29 protein-coding genes are annotated in these 26,142 nt (G+C 29.1%); all 29 read left to right on the forward strand.

All coding sequences use genetic code 11. The annotated features are described in order from the left end of the window. Positions 1 to 10 precede the first annotated feature (10 nt). The 29 genes from fliG to splB all read left to right on the forward strand — a co-directional run bounded on the left by fliG (position 11) and on the right by splB (position 26,090). A complete protein-coding gene (gene fliG / locus IC213_RS12080) occupies positions 11 to 1,081 on the forward strand; it encodes a flagellar motor switch protein FliG (RefSeq protein WP_227855505.1) in 1,071 nt (356 codons plus the stop codon). Continuing rightward, positions 1,065 to 1,805 (forward strand): FliH/SctL family protein, encoded by a 741-nt coding sequence (locus IC213_RS12085; RefSeq protein ID WP_227483441.1) that lies wholly within the window; start codon positions 1,065 to 1,067, stop codon positions 1,803 to 1,805. Before fliG ends, IC213_RS12085 begins: the two co-directional genes overlap by 17 nt. A gap of 3 nt (positions 1,806 to 1,808) precedes the next feature. Further along, the gene (gene fliI, locus IC213_RS12090; RefSeq protein ID WP_227434672.1) at positions 1,809 to 3,128 is read left to right on the forward strand and encodes a flagellar protein export ATPase FliI; all 1,320 of its coding nucleotides are present in this window, start codon (positions 1,809 to 1,811) and stop codon (positions 3,126 to 3,128) included. Between the two features lie 27 nt (positions 3,129 to 3,155). Beyond that, positions 3,156 to 3,605, forward strand: a complete 450-nt coding sequence (fliJ, locus tag IC213_RS12095; RefSeq protein WP_227824824.1) for a flagellar export protein FliJ — start codon at positions 3,156 to 3,158, stop codon at positions 3,603 to 3,605. Positions 3,606 to 3,633: 28 nt separating this feature from the next. Then, complete coding sequence (locus tag IC213_RS12100; RefSeq protein ID WP_227824823.1) at positions 3,634 to 4,836, forward strand: flagellar hook-length control protein FliK; 1,203 nt, start codon at positions 3,634 to 3,636, stop codon at positions 4,834 to 4,836. Positions 4,837 to 4,853: 17 nt separating this feature from the next. Next, positions 4,854 to 5,462 (forward strand): flagellar hook assembly protein FlgD, encoded by a 609-nt coding sequence (locus IC213_RS12105; RefSeq protein ID WP_227824822.1) that lies wholly within the window; start codon positions 4,854 to 4,856, stop codon positions 5,460 to 5,462. 26 nt (positions 5,463 to 5,488) lie between these two features. Next, positions 5,489 to 6,475, forward strand: a complete 987-nt coding sequence (locus IC213_RS12110) for a flagellar hook-basal body complex protein (RefSeq protein ID WP_227483438.1) — start codon at positions 5,489 to 5,491, stop codon at positions 6,473 to 6,475. A 12-nt stretch (positions 6,476 to 6,487) separates the two neighbouring features. Beyond that, on the forward strand, positions 6,488 to 6,691 hold the full coding sequence (locus tag IC213_RS12115) for a flagellar FlbD family protein (protein WP_054268815.1): 204 nt from the start codon (positions 6,488 to 6,490) through the stop codon (positions 6,689 to 6,691). Next, positions 6,691 to 7,509, forward strand: coding sequence for a motility protein A (locus tag IC213_RS12120; RefSeq protein WP_227434677.1), 819 nt, complete (start codon positions 6,691 to 6,693; stop codon positions 7,507 to 7,509). Before IC213_RS12115 ends, IC213_RS12120 begins: the two co-directional genes overlap by 1 nt. Continuing rightward, complete coding sequence (locus IC213_RS12125) at positions 7,499 to 8,194, forward strand: OmpA family protein (RefSeq protein WP_227824821.1); 696 nt, start codon at positions 7,499 to 7,501, stop codon at positions 8,192 to 8,194. Before IC213_RS12120 ends, IC213_RS12125 begins: the two co-directional genes overlap by 11 nt. An 11-nt stretch (positions 8,195 to 8,205) precedes the next feature. Further along, a complete protein-coding gene (gene fliL / locus IC213_RS12130) occupies positions 8,206 to 8,649 on the forward strand; it encodes a flagellar basal body-associated protein FliL (RefSeq protein WP_227434679.1) in 444 nt (147 codons plus the stop codon). A 14-nt stretch (positions 8,650 to 8,663) separates the two neighbouring features. Then, positions 8,664 to 9,038, forward strand: a complete 375-nt coding sequence (locus IC213_RS12135) for a flagellar biosynthetic protein FliO (protein ID WP_227434680.1) — start codon at positions 8,664 to 8,666, stop codon at positions 9,036 to 9,038. Further along, on the forward strand, positions 9,039 to 9,704 hold the full coding sequence (gene fliP / locus IC213_RS12140) for a flagellar type III secretion system pore protein FliP (RefSeq protein ID WP_227434681.1): 666 nt from the start codon (positions 9,039 to 9,041) through the stop codon (positions 9,702 to 9,704). A gap of 12 nt (positions 9,705 to 9,716) precedes the next feature. Continuing rightward, entirely contained in the window at positions 9,717 to 9,986 is a 270-nt protein-coding gene (gene fliQ / locus IC213_RS12145; RefSeq protein ID WP_227824820.1) for a flagellar biosynthesis protein FliQ, read from the forward strand. 11 nt (positions 9,987 to 9,997) lie between these two features. Next, positions 9,998 to 11,812, forward strand: coding sequence for a fused FliR family export protein/FlhB family type III secretion system protein (locus IC213_RS12150; protein WP_227434682.1), 1,815 nt, complete (start codon positions 9,998 to 10,000; stop codon positions 11,810 to 11,812). Between the two features lie 8 nt (positions 11,813 to 11,820). Further along, on the forward strand, positions 11,821 to 13,896 hold the full coding sequence (flhA, locus tag IC213_RS12155; protein ID WP_227434683.1) for a flagellar biosynthesis protein FlhA: 2,076 nt from the start codon (positions 11,821 to 11,823) through the stop codon (positions 13,894 to 13,896). Beyond that, complete coding sequence (flhF, locus tag IC213_RS12160) at positions 13,871 to 14,887, forward strand: flagellar biosynthesis protein FlhF (RefSeq protein WP_227824819.1); 1,017 nt, start codon at positions 13,871 to 13,873, stop codon at positions 14,885 to 14,887. Before flhA ends, flhF begins: the two co-directional genes overlap by 26 nt. Beyond that, positions 14,884 to 15,762: a MinD/ParA family protein gene (locus IC213_RS12165; protein WP_227483433.1), complete on the forward strand. Its 879-nt coding sequence runs from the start codon at positions 14,884 to 14,886 to the stop codon at positions 15,760 to 15,762. Before flhF ends, IC213_RS12165 begins: the two co-directional genes overlap by 4 nt. Before the next feature lie 13 nt (positions 15,763 to 15,775). Continuing rightward, positions 15,776 to 16,477, forward strand: a complete 702-nt coding sequence (locus tag IC213_RS12170; protein ID WP_227434686.1) for a sigma-70 family RNA polymerase sigma factor — start codon at positions 15,776 to 15,778, stop codon at positions 16,475 to 16,477. Between the two features lie 15 nt (positions 16,478 to 16,492). Continuing rightward, positions 16,493 to 16,915 (forward strand): flagellar protein, encoded by a 423-nt coding sequence (locus tag IC213_RS12175; protein WP_227824818.1) that lies wholly within the window; start codon positions 16,493 to 16,495, stop codon positions 16,913 to 16,915. After that, positions 16,900 to 17,085: a flagellar protein gene (locus IC213_RS12180; RefSeq protein ID WP_227434688.1), complete on the forward strand. Its 186-nt coding sequence runs from the start codon at positions 16,900 to 16,902 to the stop codon at positions 17,083 to 17,085. The genes IC213_RS12175 and IC213_RS12180 overlap by 16 nt, the downstream gene beginning before the upstream one ends. A 40-nt stretch (positions 17,086 to 17,125) precedes the next feature. Further along, the gene (locus tag IC213_RS21315; protein ID WP_227824817.1) at positions 17,126 to 17,899 is read left to right on the forward strand and encodes a flagellar hook-basal body complex protein; all 774 of its coding nucleotides are present in this window, start codon (positions 17,126 to 17,128) and stop codon (positions 17,897 to 17,899) included. Positions 17,900 to 17,919: 20 nt separating this feature from the next. Next, a complete protein-coding gene (locus tag IC213_RS12190) occupies positions 17,920 to 18,681 on the forward strand; it encodes a flagellar hook-basal body complex protein (RefSeq protein WP_227434690.1) in 762 nt (253 codons plus the stop codon). 22 nt (positions 18,682 to 18,703) lie between these two features. Next, positions 18,704 to 19,585: a FliM/FliN family flagellar motor switch protein gene (locus IC213_RS12195; protein ID WP_227434691.1), complete on the forward strand. Its 882-nt coding sequence runs from the start codon at positions 18,704 to 18,706 to the stop codon at positions 19,583 to 19,585. A 2-nt stretch (positions 19,586 to 19,587) separates the two neighbouring features. Next, a complete protein-coding gene (locus IC213_RS12200) occupies positions 19,588 to 19,962 on the forward strand; it encodes a FliM/FliN family flagellar motor switch protein (protein WP_413926673.1) in 375 nt (124 codons plus the stop codon). 31 nt (positions 19,963 to 19,993) lie between these two features. After that, positions 19,994 to 21,364, forward strand: coding sequence for a tetratricopeptide repeat protein (locus tag IC213_RS21320; RefSeq protein WP_227863109.1), 1,371 nt, complete (start codon positions 19,994 to 19,996; stop codon positions 21,362 to 21,364). A gap of 113 nt (positions 21,365 to 21,477) precedes the next feature. Next, positions 21,478 to 23,418: a molecular chaperone HtpG gene (htpG, locus tag IC213_RS12210; protein WP_227863110.1), complete on the forward strand. Its 1,941-nt coding sequence runs from the start codon at positions 21,478 to 21,480 to the stop codon at positions 23,416 to 23,418. 307 nt (positions 23,419 to 23,725) lie between these two features. Further along, on the forward strand, positions 23,726 to 24,856 hold the full coding sequence (locus IC213_RS12215) for an iron-containing alcohol dehydrogenase (protein ID WP_227434694.1): 1,131 nt from the start codon (positions 23,726 to 23,728) through the stop codon (positions 24,854 to 24,856). 211 nt (positions 24,857 to 25,067) lie between these two features. Continuing rightward, entirely contained in the window at positions 25,068 to 26,090 is a 1,023-nt protein-coding gene (splB, locus tag IC213_RS12220) for a spore photoproduct lyase (protein ID WP_227831404.1), read from the forward strand. The last annotated feature ends 52 nt before the right edge of the window (positions 26,091 to 26,142 follow it).

Consider the following 26,142-nt stretch of genomic DNA (forward strand, 5'->3'; position numbering starts at 1 on the left):
GGGATAGAAAGTGTCCGCGGAAATTACAAATGTTAGTGCGTTTGATTTAAGTGATATAAGTGAAAATGATAAGAAAGAGAAGGTAGAAGGTGAAGGTTTAAAAAAAGCCGCTGTACTGTTAATGACATTAGGTCCAACTGTGGCTAGTGATATAATAAAAAGTCTACCAGATAAACAAGTTCAAAAAATAGGTTTGGAAATTGCAAATATTTCTTCAATAGCTTCAAAAGAAAGAAGAGAAATATTAAAAGAGTTTGTAGAAATAAATAAAGCGAAAGATTATGTTATAGAAGGCGGGCTTGAATATGCCAAAGAATTGTTAAGTAATGCTCTGGGAAATGCCAAAGCAAGTAAATTACTTGAAGGTATATCAATAGATACAAGTACAAAACCTTTTAAACATATTATAAAACTAGATGTAAGGAAGATATTAGAAATACTTAGAAATGAAAGTGCACAGACTATAGCTATTTTACTTGCACATATGGAACCTGAAAATGGTGCAGAAGTTTTAGCTTATTTAGATTTTGATTTACAAAATGAAGTAGCTATGAGAATAAGTTCAATGGGTTCAATATCTCCAGATGTTATAAGTGTAATTGAAAGCTCATTAGAGGATAAATTACATTCAATAAGTGGTGAAGATTTTAAAGACTATGGAGGAATATCTACATTAGTTCAAATATTACTTAATTCTGATAGAAAAACAGAAAAGAATATTTTAAATACTATTGAAGAAAAAGACCCAGCCTTAGCAGCTCAAATTAAATCTAATATATTTGTATTTGAAGATATTGTCAAGTTAGATGATATAAGCATACAGAAAGTACTGAAAGAAGTAACTATGAAGGATTTAGTATATGCTTTAAAAGGTGTGGATGATGAAATATCAGATGCTATATATAGAAACCAATCTTCTAGAGCAGCAGAAGCACTTAAAGAAGAAATGGAAATGGTTGGTGTCATAAAGGTTACTCAGGTTGAAGGTGCTCAACAAAAAATAGTAAGTATTGTAAGGAAACTTGAAAGAGAAGGTGCCATAACTATTGTAAGGAATTTTGGTGATGACTTTGTCGAATAATAAAATTATTAAAAGTAAAAAAGCATCATATAAAGGAGTGCTGGACTTATCTATAATAGATAAAGCTAGATTGGGAGAATCAAATATAAACGAGGATAATGATTGTAGATTTAGAGATGAAGTAATAAAAGAAGCTATAGAATCTGCTGAGATAAAAAAGAATGAGATATTGGAAGAAGCAAAAATAAACGCACAAAATATAGAAAAGCAAGCATATGAAAAAGGATATAGTCAAGGTCAGAAAAATGGATATGAGGATGGATATAAAGAGTCGTATAATGAGTATACCCAAAAAGCTAAAGATGAAGCAGATTCTATAAGAAATCAGGCAAATTTAATCTTATTACAAGCTAATGAGAAAATGACTGAGTACATAAAAGAAAAAAATAAAGAGATTATAAGACTTGCTATCAATATGGCTAGTTCTGTTCTAAAAAAGCACTTTGAAGATGAAAAATCTATGAGTGATTTGTTAAAGCAAATTATTCAAGATTATGAAGGAAGTAGTTCATTCATAGTAAGATGTAATTCTTTCTATAAAGATAATATAGAGAAAGAGTTTGAATTATTCAAAGAAGAAACATCATTAAAGTCGAGTGTATTTGTTATTGCAGATGATAGTATAGATAAAGGAAATGCTATTATACAAAAGGAAAATGGAAGAATAATAGTTGGTATTGATTGTGCTATGGAAAAACTAAAAGAAGAATTGCTTGGTGAATAAATTATGTATAAAACTGATATATCTATAGATTTTGACAAAATAAATAAGAAAATAGAAAATTTAGAACTCACTATATCAGAAGGTAGAGTTAAGAAGATAATAGGACTTACTGTAGAAGTTGAAGGAATAAAAGCTTTTGTTGGAGAGTTATGTGTTATATATAATCAAGTCAATAAGCCAGTGAATTGTGAGGTAGTAGGATTTAAAGATAAAGAAGTAATATTAATGGCATTAGGAGAGTTAACATTAATATCACCTGGTTGTAAAGTTATTTCTAAGGGGATACCTCTAAGTGTTATGTGTAGTGATAATTTACTAGGTAAAGTACTTGATGGTCTTGGAAATCCTATAGATAACTCAGAAGTTGTTTTAGGAGATAGATACAACTTGAATAATGAACCTCCTGACCCAATGAAGAGAAAAAAGATACGAAATATAATGGAAACAGGTGTAAGAGCAATAGACGCATTTACTACTTGTGGTGAAGGACAGAGAATAGGAATATTTGCAGGAAGTGGAGTAGGTAAGAGTACAACGCTAGGTATGATTGCTAGAAATGCAAAAGCTGATGTGAATGTAATTGCCCTTGTTGGAGAAAGAGGAAGAGAAGTATTAGACTTTATTGATAAAGACTTAGGTGAAGAGGGAATGAAAAAATCTGTTGTTGTATGCGCAACATCAGATAAAGCACCATTAGTTAGACTTAAAGGTGCCCTTACAGCCACTGCAATAGCCGAATACTTTAGAGACCAAGGGAAAAAGGTAATACTTATGATGGATTCTGTGACTAGATTTGCTATGGCGCAAAGAGAAGTAGGAATAGCCATAGGAGAGCCACCAGCACAAAAAGGATATACACCATCTGTATTTGCAATTTTACCAAAACTCATGGAGAGAACAGGGACATCAGATAAAGGCTCTATAACCGCTTTTTATACAGTATTAGTTGATGGAGATGATTTTAATGAGCCAATAGCAGATACTACAAGAGGAATACTTGATGGTCATATAGTTCTATCTAGAGATTTAGCTAACAAGAATCATTATCCTTCTATAGATGTTTTAAATAGTTTAAGTAGACTTATGAATGAAATTGCTTCAAAAGAAGATATAAAAGTAGCATCATTTGCAAGAGATATGCTCTCTGAATATAGGGAGGCAGAAGATTTGATAAATATAGGTGCATATGCTTCAGGGACCAATAAAAAAATAGATGAAGCAATCTATTATCATGAGCATATTATCAATTTTTTAAAACAAGGGATAAATGAAAAGAGTTCTTTTAACGAAACTATAAGTAGTTTGAAAAGAATATTTGAATAAATAATTAAAAAAATATTTGAATAGGTTGTGATAGAGTTGGATAAGAACTTTAAGTTTAGATTACAGAAGGTTTTAGACTTAAAAATGAAAGATGAAGAGAAGATAAAAATGGAATTTGCTAAGATTCAACAAAAAAAAATAGATATAGAAAATAATTTAGAAAACCTGGAAAGTAATTATAACAAGTATTCAATAAGTAAAAATAATGATAGTATTCAAAATCAAAAAATAACTATTAACTATTTGTTAGCTTTAAATAACTCTATAAAAGATTTATCAGAGGAATTGGACAAGTCAACAAATGAACTTGAAAAGGCTAGAAAACAACTCATAGATAAGCAGATAGAAAGAAAATCATTAGAAAAACTAAAAGAAAAAAAATATGGTCAATATTATAAAGAAGAAAATTTAAAAGAACAAAAAACTAATGATGAGTTTGCAAGCATGAGTTATTTGAGAAAAAGACAAGTTCTATAAGAAGAGTAGGAAGTGAGGATATTATTGTATGAAGATACAAGCAGATTCTTATAATGTTATTAAAGATATTGGGAATAAAAAGAGTTCATCTAAGAATAAAGATGTGAAAAATAATAAATTTGAGGATAATCTATATAAGGCAACAGATAATGGACAAGTTAAAGACAAAAAAGAAACAAGTAATCAAAATATCAGCTCAAATAAATCAGAAGATAGTGATAATGAGTGTCATTCAGATGTAGATAAAAGTAATCACTTAGAGGATGAAAGTACATATGAAAAAGATTGTAGTAAGAATAATGAGATTTTACAACAATTATTGACTCTTTTAAAAAATAATAATGAAAAAGATAAAGATATAAATTCTATATTGAATGGTATGGAAAAACTAAACATATCGGATGAATTGAAACAAGGGCTTAAACTTAATAAAAATATATTGAATAATATTGTAAAGCAAAATGCAGAGTTAAATAAGGCTGACATGAATAACTATAATGATATGCAAAATTTAGACATGATGAAGTTAAGAGAGTTTTTAGATAATAATGTTAATGAAAACTTTGAAGTAATTAGTAAAACTACAGAGGATGATAATAAAAGCATAGATTTATACAACTTTGATAGTAATAGAATGGATAACCTTAATTCAAATAAGAAAAGAGATGATAACTCTGATATTTTGGAAAAACTAGCAGGTATTAATGGAAATAAAAGTGGAAACTTTGGTCAAGTAATAAATAAAAGCATGGATATAAACAAAGTTAAAAATGATAATGTTGACTTAAAACATATAGAATCAAATGTTATGGATGATTCTATCAAAGCTATTAAACATATGAAAACAAATGACATCCAAGAATTAACAATTAGATTAAGGCCAAAAGAATTGGGAGATATGAACATACAATTATTGAAAGATAACGAAAGTATGAAAGCTGTTGTGACTGTTTTTAATAAAGACGTATTTGACTCTATAAATAAAAATATAACAGATTTAAAGCAACATCTTGAACTTACGAATGTAAATATAAAAGATGTATCTGTGCAAATGCATAGTGATAATAGAAGTACATCAGATACTTTTGATAAAGCATTTGAACAACAGAATAGACAAAATAACCAAGAAAATATGAATAAGCAAAATACAAATAATAAGCGTAACAATATGGTCATAGAAGATGAAATTAAAGAAAATATTGATGATGATAGAGTAGATTTATTAGCTTAATAAGGGGGAAATACTGTATGTATGGAGTGGCAACAGCTTTAGCAGGGGTTCAACGAAACTATAGGTCAAATAACTTGAGCCAACTTGAAAGAAATATTAATGATATTGCTAATAAACAAGTTCGAAGTAAAGGAAATCAGACAGTAACAGATAATGGAACTCCAATTATAGGACAGGGTGATGATGCTGATAAAGACTTGTTTATGAAAATACTTGTAGCACAAATGGGTAATCAAGACCCAATGAATCCACAAGACCCAACAGAGTATGTATCACAATTAGCTCAGTTTGCAACTTTAGAAAAGATGTCAGCTATGAACGACAAGCTAGATATACTCTTAGCTTTAAGTAACTCTACTCTAATAAACTCTGCTTTGAGTATGGCAACGTCATTAATTGGTAAAGAAGTAGAAGTATCCGGAGAAGAGAAGGAAGATGAAAACATTGTAGGTGTAGTAAAGTCTACATATATAAAAGATGGAGAGGTACACTTAGAACTGAAAGTAGATGGTAGTGATAAAACTGTAGATGTTAAATATGAAAAATTACTTAAAATAGGAGAAGTAGATACAACTTCAGGAGAAGAAAATAACCCACCAGAGCAAGAATCTCCTGAACAAGAATAATATTAAATTAGAAAAGAGGTAAATTCATGATAAAAGCGATGTATTCAGGTGTAAGTGGAATGAAAGCAAATCAAACTAAACTAGATGTAATAGGTAACAATGTAGCAAATGCTGGGACTACTGCTTTTAAGAAAAGTTCAGCTAGAATAACAGATTCATTTTATCAAACTGTACTATATGCAAGTGCTCCAACAGCTGCATTAGGGGGAACAAACTTAGGACAAGTAGGTGTAGGTAGTAAGATATCAAGTATAAATAAAGATATGACACAAGGAAATGTACAGCCAACTAATAGACCATCAGATTTAATGATAGATGGAGATGGGTATCTTCCAGTAGTAAGGCAAGGTACAGTTATGTATACAAGAGATGGTTCTTTTAACTTAGATACAGGATTTAAAGCAACAGCTGGACCTCTGAACGGTGTCAAAGGTGGAAGACTTGTAAATGGAGATGGGTATATGTTACAAGGTGAGGTTTATAAGGGTACATATAATGCTACTACTGGTGAATTTACTAAAAATGCTACTGCAGAAGGAAAAGAACCCATTGTAATTCCTCTTCAAAGTATAAGTCCTAAAGATGGTACAGTACAAAATGTACTGGAGTACAATATATCAAAAGATGGAACAGTAGAATTTTTATTGAGTGATGGTCAAAGAACTCAGTTTGTGTATGATATTCCTGACAATTCTGAAGTAGGAAAAGTACCAAATCCTGCAATAGCAACTAATGATGGAAAACTTCAAAAAGTACAAACATATGTATTCCAAAATCCAGCAGGATTAGATGCAGAAGGAGGAAACTTATACAAGCCATCAGCAAACTCAGGAGACCCACAAATAGCAGGAGCTACAGGAACAATAATACAAGGAGCAATAGAAGCTTCCAATGTAGACATAGCAGAAGAATTTACAGAAATGATAATAGCAAGTAGGTCTTTCCAAGCAAACAGTAAAATAATATCTACATCAGATGAGATACTTCAAGAAATAATAAGTCTTAAGAGATAGTAGGTACATAGCATGATAAGAGTAACAGACTTAAACGGAAGAAGCTACATATTAAACTCAGACCTTATAGTAAGAATTGACTCCGTTCCAGAAAGTAGAATATTACTTACAACAGGAGAAAAGAATCTTGTAAAAGAGTCTGTAGATGAGATAGTAGATAAAGTGATAAAGTATAAAAGGAAAATAAATGTAGGTTATATTAGGAGCGAAAAGTAATGAAAAAAACAGATTCACTGACATTCATTGGACTAATATTATCTACAGTATTAGTTTTATTTGGAGCAGTAAAAGGAAGTAGTTCAGGATTAAAAAGTTTCTTTGATTTTTCATCAATATTAATAACAGTATTTGGGTCATTTGGAGCGTTGATGATTACATTTACTATTGATGACATGAAACTTATAAAAAATGCATTACAATACTCATTTAAAACAACGAGTATATCAAGATTAGACTTATTGAATCAATTTAAAGCACTTTCAAAAAAAGCAAGAAGAGAAGGTCTTTTGTCAATAGAAAGTGATGTAATGAAAATACAAGACCCATTTATGAAAAAAGGATTAGAGTTATGTATTGATGGCCTGGAAGTCAATGAAATAAGGTCTATATTAGAATTAGAGATAGATTCTGTTGAAGATACAAATAACAGATATTCAAAGATATTTAAAACTTGGGGAACATTTGCACCTGCATTTGGAATGTTGGGGACTCTAATCGGTCTTATACAAATGCTATCTGACCTTACGTCACCAGATTTGATTGCTTCTGGTATGGGAAAGGCGTTAATTACAACATTTTATGGTTCTCTACTTGCAAATATTGCTTTAAATCCAATTGCATATAACATAGATGAAAAAACGGAAAAAGAAGTTTACATAAAAGAGATGATGCTGGAAGGTATAATAAGCATACAATCTGGTGAAAGCAGTATAGTAGTTGAGGAACGTTTAGCGACGTACCTTTCAAAAACTGAAAAATTACAGTTTATGAAATCCAATAAAAATACAGAAAGAGCAATGAGTAATGGCGCGTAGAAAAAATAAAAAAAAAGATGAGATAAATCCAGATGCATGGTTGGCCACTTATGCAGACACAATAACTCTAATTCTTACATTTTTTGTACTTCTATATGCAACATCAGTTGTAGATATTGAAAAATTTAAAAATATATCAAATGCATTAAAAGGTCAGTTTTCTGGAGTAAGTATGTTTAACACAGGTTCAAGTACAAGTGCGAAGTCTCCAATAGATAGTGGTTTAGTGGATAAAAATGATAAGTCAGATTTAGAACAAGATTTAAAAGATAAGGTTAATAATTCTAACCTGCAAAATAGTGTAACAGTTAAGGATGATAGTAGAGGGATTTTATTAGAGTTAGATGACTCAATCTTATTTGACTCTGGGAGTTCGGAGTTAAAAGTTGATAGTAAAGCTACTCTAAATAAAGTATATGACATGATAAAAATGATGAAAAATAAGATAGTTATAGAAGGTCATACTGATAATGTACCTGTAAAATCAAGTACACATGAGTCCAATTGGGATTTATCTTCTAGTAGAGCAGTAAGTGTTGTAAGATACTTTGTAGAAGAAAAGGGCATGGGCCCTAAATTGTTTTCAGCAACAGGATGTGGAGAGTATCAACCTTTAGTTTCAAATGATACAGCAAAGGGAAGAGCTGAAAATAGAAGAGTTAATATACTTATAACTATCGACTAGGAGGAAGAGTTTTGTTCAAAAATAAAAAAATTATTCTAATTATTTTGATACTGATTGTTTTCTCAGCAGGAGCAGGGTTTTTTATATTAGGTAAAGGTGGAAGTGGACAAATTGATAAGATTATAGGTTTGTTTATTCCAACAGGAAAAGCTAAAGATGAAATAAAGACAGAAAATCTTGATTTAGAAGAAATGGTATTGAAGCTAGCTGATGAAGGTGTAAGATATTTAAAGGTGTCAATAACTGTATCTTATGATGCTTCATATAAAGATATAGAAAAAAATACACCTTTAATTAGAGATAATATTATAAATTGCCTTATGGCAAAAAGAGCAGATGATTTTGCTGCTGAAAACCTAAATAATATAAAAGATGAAATAAAAAATACTTTAAATACAAATTTAGGTGGAAATGTAATACAAAGCATATATTTCACAAATATAGTAGTACAATAAAAGGATGGTAAGACATGATACTTTATTTATTAAAGATATTAATATGTATTCCAATAATTTTAATATTGATAGTCTTATCTTTAAAAATTAGCCAGGGAACTTTATTAAAAAAATACAATGACAAATATGTAAAAATACTAGACATTGTAAGTATAAATAAAAACAATAGCATAATAATTTTAAAAGTAGGTGAAGAAGGATGTATTATTGCATCTTCTTCAGCTAGTATGAATAAGATAAAAGATTTGACCAAAGAAGAAATATCAAAAATAGAAGATGACATTAAAGAGAGAAATTTTAAAATCCAAGATTTTAAAATGGAAAAAATCAAAGCAAAATATGATTTCAGTAGATATATTGGAAAATTTACAAAAAAGGAAGATAAGTAAATGGAACTATTATCAAAATTACCTTTGGCTGACGTACCATATACAAGTTCAATGCAATTGTTTTTATTTCTAACGGCATTAATGTTTTTGCCATTTGTAATGTTCATGATGACAAGCTTTGTTAGAATAGTCATAAGTTTATCATTTTTGAAATCAGCATTAGGAGCACAACAAGCAATTCCAAGTCAAGTTTTGGTAGGGCTTGCGATAGTATTGACAATATTTATAATGAGGCCAGTATTAAATGAAATAAACGAAAAGGCATTACAACCATATATGAAAGAAGATATTACTATGGAAAAAGCCATGAAAGAAGCAGAAGTACCTATTAAAGAGTTTTTACTAAAGCAAACTAGACAAACTGACTTAGATTTATTTGTAGAACAAGCAGGGTTAAAAGAAAAAAAATTAACTCGTGAAAATATACCCTTATCTGTTGTAGTTCCAGCTTTTGCAATAAGTGAACTAAAAACTGCTTTTCAAATAGGCTTTTTAATATACATACCATTTTTGATAATAGACCTTGTTGTAGCAAGTGTTTTAATGTCTATGGGAATGTTTATGTTACCTCCAGTTATGATATCATTACCATTTAAGTTGTTATTATTTGTAATGGTGGATGGATGGAACTTGATAGTAAAAACATTGATATTGGGATTTGGATAGGAGAAAAATAATATGAGCGAATTTATGATAATGAGTATTCTTAAAAATGGTATGTTTACAGGAGCTATGATTGCAGCTCCAGTACTTATTGTTTCTCTTGTAGTTGGACTTTTAATAAGTGTATTTCAAGCTACAACTCAAATCCAAGAGCAAACTTTGACATTTGTACCAAAACTAATAGCAATTCTTTTGGTAGTAGCTATTGGTGGAAGCTGGATGTTACATACTCTTATTAGTTTTACTTCTGAGATATTCAATATGATGTCTCTTATAACTAAGTAAGTAGGATACATATGATTTTTGTATTTATTAGAATAGTAGCCTTCTTTGGAACATTGAGAATGCTATTTCCAGCTGGTACGCCTGCTTTATTTAAGTCACTCTTTGCAATCATTATATCAATATTGATTTCAAGTACTATGCAAATTGAATATGTAACAAATATAGACAATATTGTAATGTTTACTTTATATGGTATAAATGAGACTATAACAGGGATTATTCTTGGATATATAACGAATCTATGTTTTTACAGTATCAGAATGGCAGGTTCTATGATGGACCAACAGATGGGATTATCAATGATTAATATGTTTGACCCAAACTCAATGACTCAAACAACTCTAATTGATAATCTTATGAACTGGACAGCAATTATGATATTTTTTAGCATGGATGGTCACCATATTTTAATTCGAGGTATAAGGTATAGTTTTGAGTTAATTCCAATAGGAAAATCATTTGTAGATAATAATATAGATTATATAATAAACATATTTGTGCAGTGCTTTATAACTGGGTTTAAAATAGCAATACCTATTGTACTTTGTCTGCTTATGGCAGATTTTATATTAGGTCTTATATCAAGAAGTGTACCTCAACTAAACGTAATGATAGTTGGTATGCCATTAAAAATATTGGTTGGTATAGCATTATTTATCATATCAATACCTTTAATTGTCAACCAAATAAGTCATTTATTGAGTCAAATACCAAAGATGTATGAGGGAACTTTTGCACTAGCCCCTATGTTTTTTATGGGTTCAACAGACAAAACAGAAGACGCTACTCCAAAGAAAAGGGGAGAACAAAGAAAAAAAGGTAATATAGCAAAAAGTAGAGAATTACCTGTTGCAATGACCTTATTTGCATTCACTTTGTTAGTCCCTACATTATTTTCATATGTAGTGGACACACTTAAATCTTCACTCAATCATTTTTTAAGCGTGAATTTTTATATGAACATAAATTATTCAAACCTAGAAAACTTAATTATAGTAGGATTAATGGATTTTTTCAAGATATTTTTGCCAATAGCTATTCCATTTTTGGTCTTAGGTGTAGTAGCTAACCTATTTCAAGTGGGAATATTATTTACTGGGGAAACTTTGAAACCAAATTTATCAAAATTAAATCCAATTAGTGGATTCAAAAACATGTTTTCTATGAGAAGTTTATCAACTTTAATAAAGGATACAGCAATTATATCTGTCTTAGCTTACATAGGATATAAATTTTTTCAAGATAATTATTTAGATATCTTAAAACTAGGTAATATATACTTACCAACTTTAATGTATACAGTTAAAGACTTAGTATATTCCATATTAAGTAAAATTTGTATAGCTATGATAGTTATAGCAGTTGCAGATTATTTTTATCAAAGGTATAGTCATAAAAAACAACTGAGAATGACAAAACAAGAAGTTAAAGATGAATATAAAAACTCAGAAGGAGACCCAGAAATAAAAGCTAAGATAAAACAAAAACAAAGACAAATCTCATCTCAAAGGACTATGCAAGCAGTACCAAGCGCTACTGTAATAGTAACCAATCCAACTCACTTGTCTATAGCAGTGAGATATGAAAAAGGGAAGGACCAAGCTCCAGTAGTAGTGGCAAAAGGTGCAGACTATTTAGCTTTTAAAATAAGGGAAATCGCAAAGGGAAATGACATCCCAATAATAGAAAATAAACCCATCGCTAGGTTGTTATATAAGCAAGTAGAAATAGACCAAGAAATTCCAGAGGACATGTATCAAGCTTTTGCAGAGATATTAGTGGCAGTATATAAAATAAAAAATAGATACAAAGTCCCAAAAAGGTAGGATAAGTAATGAATAAGTTTAATCTAAAAGAACATATGGACGTAATAGTGGCTTTTGGTGTTGTAGGAATTGTTCTTATGATGATAGTGCCATTACCTACATTTATATTAGATATTTTACTGGCAATTAACATAAGTTTATCTGTGCTAATTTTATTAATGACATTATTTACAACAAATGTACTTGATTTATCTATATTTCCAACAGTGTTACTTGTTACAACACTATTTAGATTGGGATTAAATCTTTCATCAACTAGATTGATTTTAACTCAAGGATACGCAGGTGAAGTTATAGAGGCATTTGGAAGTTTTGTTGTAGGTGGAAATTACGTAGTAGGGATAATTATATTCCTAATTATATTAATTGTTCAATTTGTCGTTATAACTAATGGTTCTGGAAGAGTATCTGAAGTAACAGCTAGATTTACGTTAGATGCCATGCCAGGGAAGCAGATGAGTATAGATGCAGATTTAAATGCAGGAGTTATAGATGACAAAACTGCTAGAAAAAGAAGAAAAGAACTCCAACAAGAAGCTGATTTTTATGGTTCTATGGATGGTGCAAATAAGTTTGTAAAAGGAGATGCTATAGCAGGTCTTATAGTAACAGCAATAAATATAATAGGAGGAATTGTAATAGGAGCTGTAATGCTAAACATGACTCTTATGGGTGCAGCTCAGACTTATGTAAGACTTACTATAGGTGATGGACTTGTAAGCCAGATACCAGCTCTACTAATATCCACATCAGCTGGTATAATCGTAACAAGAGCTTCGACTGATGAAAACTTTGGTGACTTAGTAGGTAAGCAATTAACAGCAATACCAAAAGCAGTAATGATGACTGGTTGTGTTTTAATTATACTTGGTATGATGCCTGGATTACCCAAGCCAGCGTTTTTTTCACTGGGAATAGGTGCAATAGCAGCAGGTTACTTCTTAGGAAGAGAAAAGAAGGATACCTTAGAAGATTTAGATTTTGAAAAACCTGATATGGTAAATCCAGACAAAAACGAAGTAGAAGATGTAACAAACTTAATAAATGTAGAAGCTATAGAAGTAGAAATTGGATATGGCTTAATATCTTTAGCTGATGAATCAGCAGGAGGAGATTTACTTCAGAGAATAGCATCAATAAGAAGACAATGTGCCATAGACATGGGTATAGTTGTACAACCTATAAGAATAAGAGATAATTTACAACTAAATCCAAACCAATATAACATAAAGATAAAAGGTAATGTAGTTGGTGGATATGAGATAATGCCTAATATGGTTTTATGTATGGACCCTATGAATCAAGGTTTTAATATATTTGGAATAAAGACAATTGAGCCTACTTTTGGAATAGAGGCACTTTGGATAGAAAGTGATAAGGTAGAAGATGCAGAGTTAAAAGGTTATACAGTTGTAGATTCATCCACAATACTTATAACCCATTTACTAGATATAATAAAATCCAATGCACATGAGTTACTGGGAAGACAAGAAGTTAAGACTATTATAGATGCAGCAAGAGAAAATTATAGTGCTGTAGTTGATGAGTTGATACCAGACTTAATGACACTTGGTGAAGTTCAAAAAGTACTTAAAAATCTGTTGAGAGAAAAAGTAAATATAAAGGATAGGGTTACAATCCTTGAAACACTTGCAGACCAGTCCAGAAACACAAAAGACATAGAGCTTCTTACTGAATATGTGAGAATAGCTTTAGCTAGAAGTATTTGTACGAATTTGGTGGATGAAGATAAGTCAATTGTAGTGGCTACATTATCTCCAGAAACCGAGGAATTGGTATCTAATAATTTACAAAGGTCTGTAAATGGAACTTATCCAGCTGTTGACCCAGAAAACACAAACAAAATATTTGAGAGTATACAAGATGTAATAGGTAATGTATATTTCAATCATAATATACCAGTAATAGTAGTATCACCAAAGATAAGAGCACCATTTAGAAAACTAGTTGAGATTGTATATCCTAATTTGACTGTACTATCATTAAATGAAATACCTAATGATGTTAAAATCAAAGCAGAAGGTGTGGTGAGCATATATGATGACGAAAAAGTATACAGCTAATACAATTCAGGATGCTATGAATCTAGCCAAAATGGAATTGGGTGACAATATTACATTAATAGATAAAAAAGAAGTAAGAAAATCTGGAATACGAGGTATTTTTTCAAAGAGAGATATCGAATTAACTGTCGGATGGGAAAAGAGAGATAATGTAGAACAAAATGACTTGAAACGAGAGGTAGAACAATTAAAGTCAATTATAAGTAATATGGGGTTTGATAATAAGAATGACAATGATATAGATAAAATATGTAAGAACCTACTAAATCTAGAGTTGAATGAAGAAATTGTAGAGTCCATAAGAACTGACTTACAAGAGATGAAGTTCAATGGAATTGATACAAGTAAAAATTTAGTGGAAAGTCTAAAGAAAAAGATTAAAATAGAAAATCCAACGATAAATGGGAAAATCGCTCTAGTTGGACCACCAGGAGTAGGAAAGACAACTACAATAGCAAAGTTAGCCGCAAAATTAGTATTTGAGGAAAATAAAAAAGTAGGTGTAATAACTATAGATACCTATAGAATTGGCGCTGTGGAGCAGTTAAAGATATATACTGACATAATGAATATTCCTTTTAAAGGAGTAATAAGCCCCGATGAGATGGAGTTGGCGCTTGATGAGATGAAAGATTGTGATGTTGTATTAATAGATACTACAGGTAGAGGATATAAAAATTCTATGCAAATATTAGAAATCAAAAATCTCATAGATAAAGCTGAAACTGATAATATACACTTAGTTTTGAATTGCACAACAAGAGAAAATGATACAAAAGCAATTATAGATTCATATAGAAATGTGAACTTTAAAAGCTTAATAATTACAAAGCTGGATGAAACAATCACATATGGTTCCATCTTTAACATAGTGAATTATGCACAAAAACCAATATCGTATATTACAATAGGGCAAAGTGTTCCTGATGACATTATAAAACCTAATGAAGATAAGATTATAAGATTACTATTAGGAGTTGAAAGTATATGATTGACCAAGCTCAAATCTTGAGAAAGATGGCAATAGAAAAAAGAGGACTTGATGAATTTATAGTGGAGAATGGGAATGCACCTAAGATAATTACAATAGCTTCTGGGAAAGGTGGTGTTGGAAAGAGTAATCTCGCTACAAATTTGTCTATCTGTTTGACTAGGCTTAATAAAAAAGTTCTTATATTAGATGCAGATATAGGAATGTCAAATATAGATATAATAATGGGTGTAAATGTAAAAGGTACGATAATTGATGTAATTAATGGAGAAAAAAATATAGAAGATATAATTTCACGTACTAAATATGGTGTGAATATAATTTCTGGAGGTTCTGCACTTAATCATATAGAAGATTTTACAGAAGCTCAAAGAAATAAGTTTATACATAGTATAGAACAGATTCATGATGTCGATTTTATAATAATTGACACAGGCGCTGGTATGAGTAAAAGTCTATTGTCATTTATATATTGTAGTACTGAATTTTTCTTAATAACAACTCCAGAACCAACATCATTAACTGATGCATATAGCTTACTAAAGGCCATAAGTAATTTTGGGATAAAGAGAAGTGCAAACATAATAATCAACAGGGTAATAAATTTAGAAGAAGCAAAATCTACATACAACAGAATAAAGATGGTTGTAGACAAATTTTTAAATCTTAATTTAGAGTTATATGGATATATAATAGATGATAAAAAAGTAGGAATATGTGTAAAAAAGCAGATACCATTTATTCTGGAATATCCTACAAGTAGCGCTTCAAAGTGTATTATATCTATAGCAAAGAGAATGGTAAGTCAGTCAAGAGAAGATATTGATGAGAATAAGGGTCTACTAAGAAAAATGTTTAGTATATTTAAAAGCTAAGGAGGCGTAGTTAATGAATAGAGAAGAATTAATAAAAGAGAATATGCCTCTTGTAAAGAGTATAGCAAGAAAATTTTTTATACCTGGGAAAGGCTTTGAATATCAAGATTTAGTAAATAGTGGAGTTATTGGATTGATTGATGCAATAAATAAGTTTGATGTTGAAAAAGGAGCAAAATTTTCTAGTTACTCTTATATAAAAATAAAATCAGCTATATTAGATGAAATTAGAAATCAAAGTCCAATCTCTAAGCATAATTTAACTAAAGTAAATAAATATAATAGAGTAGTAGAAAAATTGCAGGCTGAGTTATTAAGAGAGCCAACTTCATATGAAATTGCGAATGAATTAAATATTTCAGAAAAGGAACTTTATGATATCGAAAATAATATAGATATGCTAAATATTGTATCATTAAACCATGTAATCTTTGAAGATACAAATGAAACTGTACAAGATACAATAAGTGACAGAGATGAAGATATTCCAGCAAATGTAATAGAGGAAGAAGAAAAACTAGAAATTTTATCTCAAGCAATTTGTAATTTAAAGGAAAAGGAAAAATTAATACTTTCACTGTACTATTATGAAGATTTAAATCTAAAGGAAATAGGAAAAGTGCTAGGTGTTTCAGAATCAAGAGTTTCACAACTCCACAGAAAATCAATAAGAAACTTGAGAAGCAAAATAAAAGAACTTAAATATTCTATATAGATGGTGATTGATGTGATGATACAAATTATATTAATAGTAGTGTCTATTTTGATAATAGTAACTATAATAGCAAATTTACATAAGGAATCGAAAAACAAAGATAACAGGTACTTTGACAAAATATTTGAACAGGAATATGAGGCAAATGATAGATTGATAGTTGCAGAAAAAAGAAGATTCTTTTTAGATAAAGTACTTGCTGAAATAAGAAGTAATAATCATATAAAAGTTTATGAAAATTATAACTTAATAAAAACTAATGAAGAAAAAAAAGACAGTATCTTTATAGAATCAAGACAGGAAATAAAACAAGAAAATGAGCTATCTCTTAAAGTGAAACATCTTATAAATTCTGGTTATGATGATGTGGAAATATGCAAGATGCTAGATATTGGAAAGGGTGAGCTGTCATTAATAAAGAGTTGTTACAAAATATAAGAATATTATTATTTGATAAAAAAGTACTTTTAGGAATAGGGATTGGTATATTAATATCGACTTTATGTATAATGCTTTTTAGTAATAATGATATGAGCAAAGCAGAGATAGAAAAAAAGGCCAGAGCATTAGGGATGAAATATTCAAGTGAGATGAAAGTTTTAGAATAAATAATCCTGTTAAACAATTTACGAAAAAGGAGGTCATAATGTGATAAGAGGATTATATACATCAGTTTCGGCTATGATAACAAATCAGCAAAAGCAAAATGTTGTTGTCAATAACCTAGCCAATATGGACACTAATGGATATAAAAGTAAACAGCTTTTAACCAAGAGTTTTGATTTATTGAAATTAGAAGCTTACAATAACTACGCAAATGGAACTAAACAAAAGCAAGAGATAGGTGAAATAAGCCCAGGTATTTCTATGGATGAAACTATTACAAATTTTAACCAAGGTCCTATAAAGCAGACTGATAATAAAATGGATGTAGCTATTCAAGGTAAGGGGTTCTTTTTGGTTAGTGATGCAGCTGGGAATCAGTTTTATACTAGAAATGGTAATTTTAGGACAGATAATCAAGGAGAGCTTATAACTAGTGAAGGATACTATGTTCTTGGAACAAATACTGTAACTGGTGCTGTGGGTCATATAAATGTAGGAAATAAGAAATTTGAAGTAGCAAAGGATAATACAATATCACTGGACGGAAATGCTATGTACAAATTTAATATGGTAGATTTTAATGACTATAATAAGCTAAAAAAAGAAGGCGATAACCTGTATTCTGGAGAAGGAGCTATAAAAGCAAATAATGCATATACAATACAAAATGCTATAGAGTCATCTAATGTAGATATGGTATCTGAAATCAATAATATGATGACAATTTCAAGAGAATATGAAGCAAATCAAAAGATAATTCAAGCTATGGATTCTAAATTAGCAAAAATAGCAAGCGAGATTGGTTCAGTAAGATAGATAATAGGAGGTGAATTTTTATGTACACAATGTTTTATACTAGTAAAACAGCTTTATCAGCAAATCAAAGTAAACTAGATATAATATCTAATAATATAGCAAATACTGATTCCACAGGATATAAAAAGCTAAATATGGAATATTCTGATTTAGTAGATGAAGTACTAAATAGACCATCTTACCCGACAAATGGTAAAGACATATCAACTGGAACTGGCTCTAAAGCCTCAGCTCCTATGAGAAATTATGAACAAGGAGCATTAGCTCCAACAAATAGTAAAAGTGATTTGGCAATAGATGGAGAAGGATTCTTTAGAGTCATAAGAAATGATGGGACATATGCATATACAAGAAATGGTGGATTTAATGTAGATGCTTTAGGTAAGATTGTAGATGATAGTGGAAATATACTAGATGTCCAATTTGATGCAGGTTATAACTACAATAATACAAATATAACTGATACAAACTTAACCGTTTCAAGAAATGGAGATTTATTTGTAGATAATAAAAAAATAGGAACGATAAATTTGTATGAGCCTACAGGAACTCAAAATTTTATATCTGAAGGAGATAGCCTATTTGTTGCAACTGATGCAGGAGAAGTCAAACAAGTTGGAAAAGTTGATATAGTTCAAGGCTACAGAGAAAGGTCAAATGTTTCTTTACAAGAAGAATTTGTTGATTTAATAGCTACTCAAAGAGCATTTCAAATGAATTCAAAAGGAATAAAGACAGCTGATGAAATGTGGCAAATAGCTAATAATTTAAGAGCTAAATAATTATGTAAGGTGAGGAATATTCATGTATGATATGAAAGATTATGATTTCGGCAAACCTCAGAGTTATTCAAGAGAAAATTTAACTTGCTTAAATTTTTTATTAGCTGAATTCTGTAAAAAATATAAAAACTATATAGTTTATGAACTTAAGTGTAATTCTAGTATGGTGGTTGAGAATATAGACCAAGTAAATTATCAAACTTTTTTAGATAAAGTGACATCTTCGTGTTTAGTAGTACAAAATTCGATGGAACCTATTATGAAAAACTTTTCTTTTAGAATAGATAGAAGTGTAGCTGATATGTGGATTGATATAACATCTGGAGGAAATGGAGTTACAATAGATACTAACAGAGAACTTACAGAACTTGATAAGAAATTACTTTTACATCTTATGGAGGATTTAGTAAGAAATATGCATTTATTTGAAGGCTTTGAAAACATACAAGTGTTAGATACACATACACATATTAATTTACCACAATTGTGTTCACCAACTGCACCTGTATGTGTTGTAGATTTAAAAGTGCTAAATGATAATAAGCATATTGGTAATGTTTCACTTTGTTTCCCATACAATGCTTTAGAGGCCGTTTTGGAAAATATTTCTGTAGTAGAATTTTTAGATATGGATGCAGGGGATAATTCAGAGGAATTCACTAAGAAAATCTATGATAGTGTATCTAATATAGAATTATCAGTTATTGCAGAGATAGGTAAAGTATCAATTAATGTTGAGGATTTACTTAAACTAGAAGTTGGAGATGTAATAGTAACAAATAAAAAGATAAATGATTATATAGATGTATATGTAGAAAATTCAAAATCATACACAGCAACACCAGGATTTATATCAAGTAAAAAGGGTGTGAAAATAAATGATGCTGTCAAAAAAGAGGTGTAGTTATGGATAATAGTAATCTTATTTCAGATGAAGAAGCAAAAATGTTACTGAATGATAAAATTGAAAAAGAAATTAGTGGAGATGATGAATTAGCTTTAGAAATTTCTGAAACTAATAGAAATAATATAGATAGAATACTTGACCTTAAGTTAGAGTTATCTGTAGTTATAGGAAGAACTAAGATGAGTTTGAGAGATATTTTAAATCTAAATAAAGGTTCTCTTATTGAACTTGATACTTTAGCAGACCAAGATGTAGAAATACTAATAGACAATAAAGTACTGGCTTATGGAAAAGTGGTAGTGGTAGACTTAAACTTTGGTGTAAAAGTAACAAGTATAGTAAGTGAAGAGGACATGGTAAAATCTCTTGTTTAGAAACAAAATCAATTAATACTTATGGCATGAGGTGGTATTTATTTTAAACTTAAATGATGTAAAGAAAGATATATTAAAACTCAATAAAAAAGACTCATGTGTTCTATATAATGAATCTATCGATAATATAAATAATAATTGTATATCAAGTGGATTAAACTTTTTAAAAGAAGCAAGAGATTTAAGCCCAAATGATGTAGATGTTTTAAATCTTATAGGTCTTGTAAACCTACTAAAATGTAATTTTGATGAGGCTGTAGAAAGTTTCTATAAGAGTTCCCTTTGCGAAAAAACTGCTCTGTGTGAAAAGTATATAAATATGCTTACATCTGAGGAGTTTTTAATTTTCTTTGAAAAATATAATCAGCTTATAAGATTCATAAATAAAGGAATGTACAAAGAAGCTATACAAGGTTTTAAATTTATAACTGAGCAATATAGTGACTTAATAGAGCCTTATGAGTTACTTGCTTTGATTTATGATAAAGAAGAAGATTACATAAAATTTGATGAATGTTTAGAAGTTTTAAAAAGAATTGATAAAGAAAATCATTTATTAAACCAAGAGAATAATATATTAGATACATATAATAAAAAAATTAAAAGTAATGCAGACGTAGATATTTATGAAAGTGAATTTTCACATAAAAATATTAAACACTCTAAATTTGATGGGACTAAAGATGTTGTTAAGAAAGATAATATAACAGAAAAACAGAAAAACTTAGCTTCTAATGAGAAAAAAAATATTAAAAAAAATAAATATCTACATTTAGCAATAATATTAGGTATATTATTAATAGGACAAAATATATATAGCTCTTATAAGATGAATAATTTAAAAAATCAGATGTCTGAAAACACTAGTGTTAAAAATGAAGAAAAATTAAATTCTAGCTTAAATGATAAAGAAAATAAGGATAAGACTTCTAATGCAAATAATAATGATAGAGGTAATGACAAAGAAGATGTAAATTCTGAAAAAAATACTGTAGACAATGAAAGTGATAAAAATACTGATTTATTTACAGAAGATGAATTGATGTCTAAAGCGAATAATTTAAAGAAGGAAAAGAAAACCAAGTCGTCTATACAATTATATAAAGAGGTAGTAGATACTGGTGAAAATAAAGGCAATATATCAGAGGCAACTTATCAAGTAGCTATTCTTAGTGAAAAATTAAAAGACTATAATACTGCTGAAGAATATTATAAAATGTATGTAGAAAATTACTCAGAAGAAGATGCCTATTTTGATGAATCGTATTATAATTTAGGTATGATGTATTATAATAAAGGTGATTTAAAAAACTCTAAATTGACATTAAAAAAACTAGCTAATAAGGTTCCTAATAGTATGTATAATAACTCAAAGGTAAAGGAAATTTTAAAAGAGGAATAAAAAAATAACTAAGAAAAATAAATTATTTTATTTTAAAATAATTTATTTATAATATATTGACATACTATTTTAAAAAATTTAAAATAGTAATTATAAAATGAGGAGGGATAAAAATGGAGTTTGAAAAAGGAAGTATTTCAATTCATACAGAAAATATTTTTCCTATAATTAAAAAATGGTTATATTCTGATAAGGACATATTTATAAGGGAGCTTATCAGTAATGCATGTGATGCAGTAAGTAAACACAAAAGACTTATATCATTAGGAGAAATATCAGAAAATAATCCATCAGATTATAAAATTACTGTATCTGTAAATAAAGGTGAGGGTACACTTAAATTTATTGATAATGGAATAGGTATGACTGAGGAAGAAATAAAAAAATACATAAACCAAGTTGCCTTTTCAGGTGCAGAAGATTTCTTTAATAAATATAAGGATAAAATGGAAGAGTCAAATGACATAATAGGTCATTTTGGGTTAGGATTTTATTCTGCATTTATGGTGTCTAAAAAAGTACAAATAGATACACTTTCATATATGGAAGGAGCAACTCCTGTAAGATGGATATCTGAAGGTGGTACAGAATATGAAATATCTGAATCAGATAGTAGACATGACAGAGGAACTACGATAACACTATTTATTGATGATGATAGTAAGGAATTTTTAGATGAATTTACTGTAAGAGGAATAATAAACAAATACTGTTCTTTCCTACCAGTAGAGATATATTTAGAAGATGTTGAAAGATTAGAAAGAGAAGCTAAGGAAGATGAAGAAAAAGCTAAAAAGCAAAAAGAAGATGGAAAAGAAGAAGAAGTTATAGATGCAAAGGTAATTGAACCATTAAATGATACTAATCCTTTATGGCTTAAATCTCCAAAGGATTGTACTGATGATGAGTATAAAGAGTTTTATAGAAAAGTATTCAATGTATTTGATGAACCTTTGTTTTGGATACATCTAAATGTTGATTATCCTTTCAATTTAAAGGGTATACTTTATTTCCCTAAATTAAAAAATGAATTTGAATTGACAGAAGGAAAAGTAAAATTATATAACAATCAGGTCTTTGTAGCTGACAACATAAAAGAAGTTATACCAGAGTTTTTACTTTTATTAAAAGGTGTAATAGATTGCCCAGATTTACCACTAAATGTATCAAGAAGCTTCTTACAAAATGATAGAGATGTAAGTAAAATTTCTAAACATATAATTAAAAAAGTAGCAGATAAGTTAAAATCTCTTTGTAAAAATCAAAGGGAAGAATACAACAAGTTTTGGGATGATATACAAATATTCATTAAATATGGTTGTTTAAAAGATGAGAGCTTCTATGAAAAAGTGAAAGAATGTATATTATTTAAAACTATTGATGATGAGTATATAACACTTCAAGATTATTTAGAAAAATGTAAAGAAAAACATGAAAATAAAGTATTCTATGTAAGTGATAAAGAGCAACAATCACAATATATAAAATTATTTAAGGAATATGACCTAAATGCTGTGGTATTAAATTCATCAATAGATACTCATTTTATTTCATTTATGGAATACAAAGAAAATGGTGTTAAATTCAACAGAATAGATGCAGACCTTTCTGATGTATTAAAAGACAAAAATGAAAATAAAGATAGTGAAGAAAATAAAGAAGAGATAGCTAAGATAGAAGGGTTATTTAAAGAAGCTGTCGGAGAAAGAGTGAAAAATTATTCTGTAGAGGGATTAAAAAACGAAGAAACTCCAGCTATGATTTTAGTATCTGAACAATCTATTAGAATGGCAGAAATGCAGTCAAGATTTGCTGGAATGGATTTAGGAATGAACTTTGAGGAAGAAAAGACTCTTGTAATAAATGAAAACAGCCCGATTATCAAAAAATTAGTTTCTCTTAAAGATGATGAAGAAAAGAAAGATAAAGTAGCACTTATATGTAATCAAATAGCTGATTTAGCTTTACTTTCTAATAAAGAATTAAAGCCAGGAGAATTAGATTCATTTGTACAAAGAAGTAATAAACTTATGAATATGTTAATAGAGTTATAGACTTAAAATATAGGAAAATAAAGTTTAAAAAATTTGTATGATACAAAAATGAAAAGAGTTGTCTTAAGATGATTGAAATTATCTTTAGATAACTCTTTTTTATTTTTATAATTTTTAGTTAAGTTTTAATCATTTAATGGTACTTCAGCAAGAAATATATTTGATTAAATAGAGTTAACTTGATATGAAATAAAATAATACATATAATTAAGTAAAAGATTATTTTATAAATTATGTTTCAATACATAATTATACTTTTATTAAAAAATAAAGTTATTACTAAAGTAGAAAAATAGGAGGTTTTAGCATGAATTTTAATTATAGTTTGCCAGTAAATATTTTATTTGGAAGAGGAAGAATTAATGATGTAGGAATAGAAGTATCTAAATATGGTAAAAAAGTATTAATTGTAACTGGGAAAAACAGTACAAAGAAAACAGGGTTACTTGATAAGACAATAGATTTGCTAAAAGGTGCTAAAGTAGAATATGAAGTTTTTGATAGAGTAGAGCAAAATCCTCTTATAACTACTATATATGCAGGCGTAGAAGCTATAAAAGAAACTGGTTGTGATTGTGTTTTAGGTCTTGGTGGTGGAAGTATAATGGATGCAGCTAAAAGTATAGCTTTTTCTTATAAAAATCCAGGTGATTTAAATGATTACATATTTGGAATTAAACAAGGTGAAGAGGCCCTACCTATAGTTTTAGTTCCAACAACATCAGGCACAGGTAGTGAAGGGAATTGTTTTGCAGTGCTTACAAATTCAGATACTAAAGATAAAAAATCTATAAAAAAGAATAGCATGTATGCAAAAGCCTCAATAATTGACCCAGAGCTTATGGTAACAATGCCAAAACATATAATTGCATCAGTTGGATTTGATGCACTTGCTCACAACATAGAAGCATATCTTTCTAATGGAAGAAATCCTCTTGCAGATGTACAGGCTATCTATGGGATTGAACTTATATCAGAAAGCTTAGTAAATGTATACAATAATTCTGATGATTTAGAAGCTTGGGAGAAAATAACACTTGCAAGCACTATTGGTGGGATGACAATTGGTACAGCTGGAACAACTCTTCAACATGGAATGGAGCATCCTGTAAGTGGTCTTAGAGATGTAATGCATGGAAAAGGGCTTGCAGCTTTAACACCAACTATTGTAGAAAGTTCATGGGATAGTGATATTGAAAGGTTTGGAAATATATCAAAAATATTGGGTGGAACTTGTGCAGAAGATTGTTCAGGTGCAGTTAAAAATTTCCTTAAAAAGATAGATTTAGATATAAAGCTAAGTGACTTAGGTATTGTAAAATCAGATATTGATTGGTTAACTGATAACTGTATGAAAATATCTGCTGCAAATATTAAGAGACATCCAAAGACTTTTAATAAGGAACAAATAAGAGAAATATACTATAAATCTTTGTAAATTAAATTTATAAATTAAATTTTAGATAAAAATTGGTTGTGTTAGTTGTTATAAGTAAATAAACTTGTAATTAGTTAATGCAAAAAAATAAATTTATCTCAAATGTTTATTTTACTTTCTGATAAATAAAGAAACTTAAAAAGGGGAAGATTAACTAAGTAATATTTTATAAAAATCTTCATTTTAAAAACTTTAAGTAGAGGTGAAATAAATGTTTAATCCTAAAAGAATAATATTTGAAAAAGGTAGCTTAGATACTGATATTGGGAAAAACATATATGATAAATTTAAGGATAAAAAAGATGTAGAAATAATTAAGATATCATCAAATAGGATTAAGGAACATATCCCAGGAGAAAATTTATATGAACAATATAGAAATGGAAAACAAACAATGGTAGTTGGTACTAGGAAAAGCTTAAAATTTCAAACATGTAAACCTTCTGCCAACTATCAATTACCACTTGTCAGTGGATGTATGGGAAGATGTGAATATTGTTATTTAAACACACAACTAGGTGATAAACCCTTTATAAGGGTGTTTGTAAATATAGATGAGATACTTGAACAAACAAAGAAGTATATTGAAGATAGAAAACCACAAGTAACCATATTTGAAGGAGCAGCTACATCAGACCCTGTTCCAGTAGAGCCATATACTAATTCATTGAAAAAGACAATAGAGTTTTTTGGAAAAGAAGAAAAGGGAAGATTTAGATTTGTTACTAAATACAGTGATGTAGATAGCTTGTTGGATGCTGAGCATAATAACCATACAGAGATAAGATTTAGCATAAATACACCTAGAATTATAGATGGACATGAGCATTATACAGCTTCTGCAAAGAAAAGAATAGAATCAGCTGTAAAGCTTGCAAAAGTTGGATATCAGATTGGATTTATAATAGCTCCTGTGTTTTTATATGAAGGTTGGGAAGAGGAGTATAGAAGTCTGATTAGAAGTATAAAAGAAGCTCTTCCAAAAGATTTTGATAGAAAAATTATATTTGAAGTTATATCTCATAGATATACAACTAAAGCTAAAAATAGAATATTAGAAATTTATCCAGACACATTATTGCCAATGGAAAATGATGATAGAAAGTTTAAATATGGTCAATTTGGATATGGAAAATATGTATATACTAAAGAGCAGTTGGATGATATGAAGGAATTTTTTAGTAAAGAAATAAATACAGTGTTTAAAAACAATTTAATAAAATATATAATATAGCAAATCTTCAAATAAGATTTGCTATATTTTATTTTTACTGCAATACTTTATT

This window comes from Clostridioides sp. ES-S-0049-02 (assembly GCF_020658465.1).
Taxonomy (GTDB): domain Bacteria; phylum Bacillota; class Clostridia; order Peptostreptococcales; family Peptostreptococcaceae; genus Clostridioides.